The following is an 8,785-nucleotide window of genomic DNA, read 5'->3' on the forward strand; positions in this document are numbered from 1 at the left end:
TTTCAATGCCTTGCGCGCATTTGCCCTGCAAATTAGATGTGGGCAAACACAAAGCGCGGAGTGCCCGCCAGGTCGGACAGGCCTTGAACATGCACATAAGGCCCCTTTGAAAACAGGGCTTTCACGGCCTCCTGTTGCAGGTGGCCGTGTTCAACCAGCACGCCGCCGCCTGCACGCAACAGGCTAGGGCTGTGTTGGGCAATTTCACGGTAAAAGCGCAGGCCGTCGCCACCATCCGTCAAGGCTTGCTGGGGCTCGAAACGCAGATCGCCTTGTGAGAGGTGTTCGTCACCCTGTTCAATGTAGGGCGGGTTGCTGCAAATGAGGTCGAATGCCAAGGACGGTGTTTGATTCAGCAAATTCTCGAAGAGATCAGATTGAACGAACCGGATGTTTTTCGCACCCAGCTCATTGGCGTTGAATTGGGCCACCCACAACGCGTCTGCAGAAATGTCGGTGGCCGTCACCTCAAGTATTGGGTTTTCAAGCGCCAGTGACACCGCAATGGCACCACTGCCGCAACCAATGTCGAGCACTCGCGTGAGCAGGTTTTCAGTCGATTTGCTTTGCAAAAAACCAAGGGCATGTTCGACCAGTTCTTCGGTTTCGGGGCGGGGTATCAATACCCTTGAGTCGACGAAAAATGGGCGTGAATAGAATTCCTTTTGTTGTACCAAATAGGCGATGGGTTCGCCTTGCTGCCTTTTGGCGGCCAGTGATTTGAAGGCGCTGAGTTGGTCCATTGGCAATTCGCGGTTACCCTTGGTCACCAGATTGACCCGGTCAAACCCGGTGATGTGGGTCATCAGGATCCGCAGCTCGCTGGGCGCAAGCCCGGTTTCTTCGCGCGTTTGCTGCAACACCGATTCAATGGTGGGCTTGGGCAGTGTGCTCATTCTTTGGCGGTGATTTCGGCCAGCAATTCGGCTTCGTGAAATGCAGTCAGACCGTTCATCAGGTCGGTTAGATCCCCATCCATGATGTAGTCGAGTTTGTACAGGGTCAAGTTGATTCGGTGGTCGGTCATTCGCCCTTGCGGGAAGTTGTAGGTGCGTATGCGCTCGGACCGGTCGCCGGAGCCCACCAGGCTGCGGCGTTCGCTGGCTTCAGCCGCCTGGCGTTCGCGGTCGATTTTGTCTTGAAGGCGTACATTCAGTACCTTCATGGCCTTGGCCTTGTTTTTGTGCTGGCTGCGTTCGTCCTGACATTCCACCACCAGGCCTGTGGGCAAGTGAGTAATGCGAACGGCGGAATCGGTTTTGTTGATGTGCTGACCGCCTGCTCCGCTGGCACGGTAGGTGTCGATTCGTAAATCAGCCGGATTGATTTCAACGGTTTCTGCTTCGTCAGGTTCAGCCATCACCGCTACAGTGCAGGCCGAAGTGTGAATGCGGCCTTGGCTTTCGGTGGCAGGAACACGTTGCACTCGATGACCGCCTGATTCAAATTTCAGGTGCTTGTACACATGGTCGCCAACCAGGCGAATGATCACTTCTTTGTAGCCACCCAGTTCCGATTCACTGGCGCTCATGACCTCGATTTGCCAACCCTGGCGTTCCGCGTACCGGGTGTACATTCGAAACAGGTCGCCTGCGAACAGCGCGGATTCGTCACCACCGGTGCCAGCGCGAATTTCAAGCATGGCGTTGCGATGATCGTTCGGGTCTTTGGGCAGCAGCAGACGTTGAAGATCGGCTTCGAGTTGCGCAAGTTTCGCTTCATTTTGCGCGATTTCCTCACGGGCCATGTCGCGCATGTCGGGGTCGGAAAGCCATTCCCGTGCGGTATTCAAGTCGGCTTCAATACTTTGGTATTCTGCAAAGCGTTCGGTGGCGGGCAGCAATTCAGAGCGTTCGCGCGTGATGGCCTTGAACTGCGCCATGTCATTGGCAGCGTTTTGGGACGACAAGAATTCTTCAAGGTCGGCAAGGCGCTCGGCGAGGCGCGTTAGCCGGTTCCGCATGCTGTCTTTCATCTATTTGTCGGTGTTTTTGATGTTGAATAGCTGAGGTAGCCACTTTAGCAGGGCTTCCCGTTCGGCCGGACTGGCGTGGTGAAGCGCTTGCATGGGGCCGTGCATGAATTTTGCGCTCATGCGGTGGGCCATTAATTGCAGCACTTCGTCCGCAGGTGTGCCTTTGGCCAGTTGCTTGCGGGCGTGGTCAAGTTCAAGCTGCGCAATGTCATCGGCTTTCTGGTGAATTTCCTGGATCGTGGGGACCAGTGAACGTTCACTCATCCAGCGCATGAAGCCTTGTACCTGGGATTCAATGATGGCCTCGGCTTGCTCCACGGCGGCGGCCCGTTGCTCTCGGCCTTCCTGCACGATTTGACTGAGGTCGTCGACTGAATACAGAAATACGTCGTCGAGTTTGCTGACCTGTGCCTCGATGTCGCGGGGCACTGCCAGATCGAGCATGAAAATGGGTTCATGCTTGCGCTTTTTGCACGCGGCTTCGACCATGCCCAGGCCAATGATCGGAAGGGTGCTGGCGGTGCATGAAATGACGATGTCCGATTTGGCGAGTTGCTCTGGCACCTGAGCCAACCCGATGACCTGGGCGCCATGGGCTTGCGCCAATTGGTGCGCGCGTTCGGCGCTCCGGTTGGCAATAGTGATGCTTTTTGGATTCTGGGCCGCAAAATGGGTGGCGCACAGCTGAATCATTTCGCCGGCACCAATAAACAGTACATGGCGCTTGCTGAGGTCTCCAAAAATTCGGCTCGCCAGTTTTACGGCAGCCGACGCCATGGAAACTGAGTGGGCGCCAATTTCGGTGTGTGAACGCACTTCTTTGGCAACGGAGAAGGTGCGTTGAAACAGCTGGTGCAGCATTTGGCCAAGCGTCCCGGCCTCTTCGGCGGTTCGTGCAGCCTGTTTCATTTGACCCAGAATTTGTGCTTCGCCCAGCACCATGGAGTCCAGGCCACTGGCCACGCGGAATGCATGGCGTATCACTTCCTGCTGGGGAAGGATGTACAAATGTGGGCCCAGTTCAGTGGTGGGAATGTTGCGGTTGACTGCTAGCCATTCGAGCAGGTCGACTTTCAGTTGTTCGATGTTGCTGGCTGCGCAATAGACTTCAGTGCGGTTGCAGGTTGAGAGAATGGCTGCCTCGGGGGCTTGAACGCGCTGGGCCAGCGCGCGAAGTGCTTCTTGCAATTGCTCGGCCGGAAACGCCAAACGCTCGCGAAGTGCGAGCGGTGCGGATTGATAATTCAGGCCGACTGCGAAAAGCTCCATAATACCTACTGGGCGGAAAACCCTTCATTATAACCCGCGATGGCGGATACTCTCTCAATCGTTCTCAGCGAGTTGCCGTTTGATTTTTGCCAGATCAGCAGATTTGCCTTCGTGATCAACCTGTTCCAGTTTGTAGCCAAAGCCATATACAGGGGTCAGACGGAAGCCTTGCTCGGGCCGCAAAGCCAATTTGGAGCGAACTCGGGAGATGTGAGTATCCATGGTTCTCGAAGGTAGATCGGTGTCGCGCCCCCATACGCTTTCCTGAATATGCGAGCGTGACAGCGGCTTGCCCAGGTTACGGAACAGCAAGAGGGCCAAGTCGAATTCTTTTTGGGTCATGATCACGCGCTTGGTATGGCGCACAATGGTCGAGAATTTTGGATGAAATTCCAGGTCGGAGATTTCAAATACTTCCGGCGCGGTTAACTCAGGATAAGCGCGACGCAGCAGGGCATTGACCCGGGCAATCAGTTCGCCACGACGTATGGGTTTGATCATGTAGTCATCAGCGCCGGCATTCAGCGCTTCAACAATGTTCTCCTCGTCGGTTTTGGATGTGATGAACAACACTGGCACCTTGATGTGCAGGGTTTCACGAATCCAGTGCATGACCTTGGGGCCAGAGCTGTCGGGCAACACCCAATCCAGAAGCACCAAGTCGAAGCTGTCGCGGTACAGGGCCGTTTGAAAGCTTTTGAAAGTGGCAAAACAATGGCATTTGTGGTTGACCGATTCAAGCACCCAGCGCAGCATTTCGCTTTGTGTCAGGTCGTCTTCGAGGATGGCGATGCGCATGGGTGTGGCTCCTGTTTCGGAATATTTGTTACCACAATGTTAATTTGTGTGTTGACAGTTTAATCGTTTAAACAGGATAGGAAACACAATGTTGCTTTTTTGTTAAATTGAGCGAGCGCCCAATTTATCAATCACGTGTTGTGGGTGTTTTCCTGTTCCAGCTTCATGGCGTGTGTGGCGTGGGCGCCAGCAAAGATGACAGCCACGATGCGTAGTGCCTTGTCGTAGATGGCCTGACGCTGGTCGGGCTTTTCTACATACTCTACGGCCATGAACAGCACGTTCTGAGCGAGTACTTCCAGCACCTCGATCATTTCTTCTTTGGGCAAACCGGGCAGCAGGGCGGCGATGCGATCGTCACTGCAGATGTCTTCGCTGATTGCGCGAATTGTTTTTTTGAGCCCGTCGCGCATTCGTTCCAGGGCACCGAAAGCTTCTGAGGCGCCCACCACGACCGGTTTTGGGTTCTCGGCTGCCCAGTCAAAAAAACGTTTGACCAGCATAGGACGAATGTCGAGATCCGCTTCTTTGGCGGTGCTGATGCGTACTTCGGTGAATGCTTCCAGTACTGCTTTTTCAACTTCAAGAATGACGGCGGTGCCCAAATCGGCCAGGTCTTCAAAGTGTCTGTAAAACGCAGGCGCGGACAGTTTGGCTTCGCGCGTGATTTCGCGAATGCCGAGGCTGGAGAAACTTCGCCGGTGATAGCTCAGGTTCAGCGCAGCTTCAATAAGCCGGGTGCGGCCGTGGATATTGGATGCGGAGGAGGTCATAAGCCATCGATTATAGCGAAAACCCGAACATCTGTTATGAATCCTTGATTTTGAAGTTTTATCCAATTTTAGGGGGATGGGTATTGACGAGTATGTTTACAATCGTTAACATGATTTTCATCGGGATAGAACTTGCCCTTCCAAAAACAACTATTGGGCATTCATGACGGGAGACCACCTATGTTGCACTACCTCAAATTCACCACTTTTCCGCTGATTGCGATTGGCGTGATGCATGCCATGATGCAGGGCGGTCCTTGGATGTACACCGGCATCGCCGCTTTGGTGCTTGTTGTGGCTTTGGGCGATATTCTGCTTCCAGATGATCGTAGTGAGCCTAGGATGGAAGGCGAGTTTTTTCTGAACCTGATGTTGTGGTTGACCTTGCCGATCTTGATGTGGGTAACACTTTGCTTTACCTGGGCTGTGGCGCCGGTCGATGTGCTGGGCATCGATGCATTCATGAAAAACACATTTGGCTATGACCGCGTGCAGTTGCAGGCAGACACTACTTGGTACCAATGGTTTGTGGGTGCGGTGGCGGGTGCATTCCTGTTCGGTGCCGGTGGCACGAATGTCGGCCATGAGCTGACCCATCGCACCTACAGCATGCGCGATATGATTCTGGGTCGCTGGATGCTGGCGTTCACTTGCGACGCATCTTTTGCGATTGAGCATGTGTACGGACACCACAAGAATTTGGGTACGCCGGCTGACCCTGCCACCGCGCAGCGCGGTGAGAATGTGTATGGCTTTGTATTGAAAAGCACGATTGGTGGATACAAGTCGGCCTGGAAGCTGGAGAAGCAGCGTTTGGCCAAGTTCAACCAGTCAGTCTGGAACCCGATTTACAGCCGCATGATGCGTGGCAATTTGATGAGCTTGAGCTTGTTTGCTGCCTCGTACTACATCGGTGGATGGGCTGGGGTGGTGATGTTCTGGATCATGAGTGCGGGTGGTAAAACCTTGCTTGAAATCGTGAATTACATGGAGCATTACGGGATTGTTCGTCGTCCGGAAGACAAGGTGGAACCTCGCCACAGCTGGAACACCAACGCTTCAGTGTCGACTGCCCTGCTGTACGCGCTGACTCGCCATTCGCACCACCATGCCGAGGCCGACCAGGAGTATTGGAACCTGCGAAGCTACCGCCACGCGCCCATGCTGCCCACTGGCTATCTGGGTACCATTTTGTTGGCCTTGGTGCCGCCGCTTTACAAGAAGGTGATGACACCTTTGTTGAATCACTGGGATGAAACATTCGCCACGCCGGAAGAGAAAAAACTGGCGATTGAGGCCAGTGTGAAAAGCGGAATGAAAGGCTTGAAATCGGCCCAGCTGGCGCAACAGGCCAGCCAACAATTGAATCGCGCTGCTGCGTAAAAGGAGGGAATCATGAAATTGCTTGAATGGTTCGGATTGCAGGGCGGTGTAGCGGCGGGCAAGAAAGGCAAAGTGACCCACAAGGTAAGTGTTGCGCCTGGGGGCCAAAGCTTTGAGGTGGAAAAAGGCCGCAAGGTGATTTTGAATTCGGCCTTGTCTGCCGGTTTGGGGTTTCCCCACAATTGCAGAGTGGGCAGTTGTACCCAATGCAAGTGCAAACTGAAAAGCGGCAAGGTGCGCGAATTGACCGATTCCAGTTACGTATTGAGTGCTGAGGATTTGAAGGCCGGAATGATTCTGGCATGTCAGTCAATTCCAGAAACTGACCTCGAAATCGAAGTGGAGTTGACCTCGGGCGGTGATCGTTTGGTTGAGACTCGCGGAACGATTGTTGGTCAAAAAGACCTGACCCATGACATTGTGGAATTGCGGGTTGCGCTGGATGACCCCATGCCCTTCAAGGCAGGGCAGTATGCAGAAATTCGACTTGAAGAATTCAGCTTGTCACGTAACTACAGCTTTGCAATGGCGCCGAAAGGTCAGGAAGCCAATGAACTGGTTTTTCATGTTCGCAAGGTGCCAGGTGGCAAGTTCACTGAATGGTTGTTTGCGGCCAACAGACAGGAAACCCGGCTGAGCATGAGCGGGCCGTTTGGTGATTTCTACTTGCGCCCGGCGCAGGGTGAAAAGCCTGCACCGATTGTGTGTGTGGCGGGCGGCAGTGGTATGGCGCCTATTTTGAGCTTGCTGGAACAGGCCAAGTGGGCGGGTGAAACGCGCGACGCGGTTTATCTGTTTGGTGCACGCACTCAACGCGATCTTTATGCCAGTGAAGAGATCAGTCGAATTCAGCAGGGCTGGCGAGGTTCACTGAACTTCAAGCAGGTGTTGTCAGAGGAGCCGGCCAATTCAAGCTGGAACGGTGCGCGTGGTTATGTCACAGACGAACTTGACAAGCTTGAATTGGATTGGCCGCAGGTACAGGCTTACCTGTGTGGACCCCCCGCGATGATTGATGCTGCGATCGCGAAGTTTTCAAACTTGGGCGTGAAGGCTGAGAACATTCGCTATGACAAATTCGAGTGATTGGCGCAAGTCGTAAGTGATTCACTTGGATTGAATAAGAAAAGGCCACCCTCGGTGGCCTTTTTTATGTCAGAAACTCTCACTCAGATTAGTAAGTTGCCTGTAACGGCGTCCAATGGCAATGAATCTGCAGGGTTGGGTGCTGAGCCGATTGGGAGGGACCCCAAAGCATCAAACAAGGGATCGGAAATCACCGACAAGGGGGTGCCTCCAAGTGCATCAGCCAAAGGGTCAAGCACGGCGTCCAAAGGTGTGCCAGTGGTTCCCTCGTCCACAGGATCTGTGGGCTCCTGCGGTTCCTCCGGATTTTCGGGATCTTCTGGATTCTCTGAGTCGTCGGGATTTTCGCTTTCGTCGGGATTTTCAGTGTCGTCGACAGGCTCTGTCGTTTCGTCGCCATTGTCCACTCGCACATCGGTAAAGGCAGAGCCTTGGACGTTGGTATCATCCCCGGAAGAGGCGGCCAGTGCAGCAACACCGACGCCGCCGCCAATTGCAGTGGCGATACCGCTGACGCCGCCTGCAGAGCCCGCCGAAAGCAGGCCTGCACCAACCAGTCCACTAAAGCCTGTGCCAGCATCGGCAAGCAAAACAGCACCATCCGTACCCTCACTGACCGCGAAAAGTTCGACGCCTTCGGTTAAGGAGGTTACTTCTATCACGCCGCCTTCAGCGCCGGAGCTTGTGGCGATTTGAGCCGCTGATTCCGGCGCCAAGGTCACCAGTGAGTCGGCTTGGCCAGCAGCCTGCCCAGGAAGTTCGATGTCCACGGCGACCAGGTCTTTGTTCTGAATGACATCACCAGCCAAAATTGCATCGCCTTGACGCAAGGTGAGTTGCTCGCCTTGGCGCTGAACCAGTAGCTTGTCAGTTTTTGAGGCGATGGTGCCGATTTGAGGTGCCGTGCTCATAAGTTGATGTCCGTTGGATTGTCAGTAAAGTTATTAGTTTTACTATGCTGAACCAAGATTTGGATTCAAATAAAAAACCCCTCCGGAGAGGGGTTTTTATTGACCAGTATGCAGATTATGCAGTTGGCAGACCTGGAATGGTCGGCAGATCGTCTGCACCGGGCAGTGAGCCCAGTGGTGAGCCGGTGCCGCCCAGCAGATCTGTCAGTGCAGTAGGATCTGTCGGGATTGGCAGACCTGTGTCACCGCCAGGAATGCCACCAGCCAGCAGGCCGTCCAGTGCAGCAGCACCAGTGATGATACCGTCTTCAATTGGTTGACCAATTGTTGGGATCATCTCGATTGGAGCTGCATCCACGAACTGCTGGGCTGCGCTTTCAATCGGACCGGCATCTGGGTTAGGTGCAGGTGTTTCACCACCAGTGTCACCACCAGGCAGGCCTGGCAGTTCTGGCAAGCCACCTTCAGCCAGGCCAGCCAATGGAGCCAATACTGCGTCCAGAGGTGTGCCTGTTGGGCCTTCACCTTCGTCACCACCAGGCAGGCCTGGGAGTGCAGGTGCGCCTGGGATGCCACCAGCCAGCAGGCCG

The 8,785-nt window shown here is 54.4% G+C and carries 8 protein-coding genes and 1 pseudogene; 2 read left to right on the forward strand and 7 right to left on the reverse strand.

What is annotated here, in order from left to right; all coding sequences use genetic code 11:
* Window positions 1–32: 32 nt before the first annotated feature.
* The 5 genes from prmC to A0129_RS02300 form a co-directional block, all read right to left on the reverse strand.
* Window positions 33–896, reverse strand: coding sequence for a peptide chain release factor N(5)-glutamine methyltransferase (gene prmC, locus A0129_RS02280; RefSeq protein WP_291712055.1), 864 nt, complete (start codon window positions 894–896; stop codon window positions 33–35).
* A complete protein-coding gene (gene prfA, locus A0129_RS02285; RefSeq protein WP_291712057.1) occupies window positions 893–1,975 on the reverse strand; it encodes a peptide chain release factor 1 in 1,083 nt (360 codons plus the stop codon). The genes prmC and prfA overlap by 4 nt, the downstream gene beginning before the upstream one ends.
* Complete coding sequence (gene hemA, locus A0129_RS02290) at window positions 1,976–3,244, reverse strand: glutamyl-tRNA reductase (RefSeq protein WP_291712058.1); 1,269 nt, start codon at window positions 3,242–3,244, stop codon at window positions 1,976–1,978.
* A gap of 54 nt (window positions 3,245–3,298) precedes the next feature.
* Window positions 3,299–4,042, reverse strand: a complete 744-nt coding sequence (locus A0129_RS02295) for a response regulator transcription factor (RefSeq protein ID WP_291712060.1) — start codon at window positions 4,040–4,042, stop codon at window positions 3,299–3,301.
* Between the two features lie 131 nt (window positions 4,043–4,173).
* Window positions 4,174–4,815, reverse strand: a complete 642-nt coding sequence (locus tag A0129_RS02300) for a TetR/AcrR family transcriptional regulator (RefSeq protein WP_291712061.1) — start codon at window positions 4,813–4,815, stop codon at window positions 4,174–4,176.
* 180 nt (window positions 4,816–4,995) lie between these two features.
* Here A0129_RS02300 and A0129_RS02305 point away from each other — a divergent pair, with 180 nt between their 5' ends.
* Window positions 4,996–6,198 carry an alkane 1-monooxygenase gene (locus A0129_RS02305; RefSeq protein ID WP_291712063.1) on the forward strand — a complete coding sequence of 401 codons (1,203 nt, stop codon included), beginning with the start codon at window positions 4,996–4,998 and terminating at the stop codon, window positions 6,196–6,198.
* 12 nt (window positions 6,199–6,210) lie between these two features.
* Entirely contained in the window at window positions 6,211–7,284 is a 1,074-nt protein-coding gene (locus A0129_RS02310; RefSeq protein WP_291712064.1) for a 2Fe-2S iron-sulfur cluster-binding protein, read from the forward strand.
* A gap of 83 nt (window positions 7,285–7,367) precedes the next feature.
* On the opposite strand, the gene A0129_RS02315 is transcribed toward A0129_RS02310, so the two are convergent.
* Together A0129_RS02315 and A0129_RS02320 are read right to left on the reverse strand one after the other, a co-directional pair.
* Window positions 7,368–8,195 carry a hypothetical protein gene (locus A0129_RS02315; protein WP_291712066.1) on the reverse strand — a complete coding sequence of 276 codons (828 nt, stop codon included), beginning with the start codon at window positions 8,193–8,195 and terminating at the stop codon, window positions 7,368–7,370.
* A 115-nt stretch (window positions 8,196–8,310) separates the two neighbouring features.
* Window positions 8,311–8,785 (reverse strand): annotated as a pseudogene (locus tag A0129_RS02320) (hypothetical protein); the annotation flags it as partial.

The sequence above is a fragment of the Limnobacter sp. CACIAM 66H1 genome, assembly GCF_001601825.1.
Lineage (GTDB): Bacteria > Pseudomonadota > Gammaproteobacteria > Burkholderiales > Burkholderiaceae_B > Limnobacter.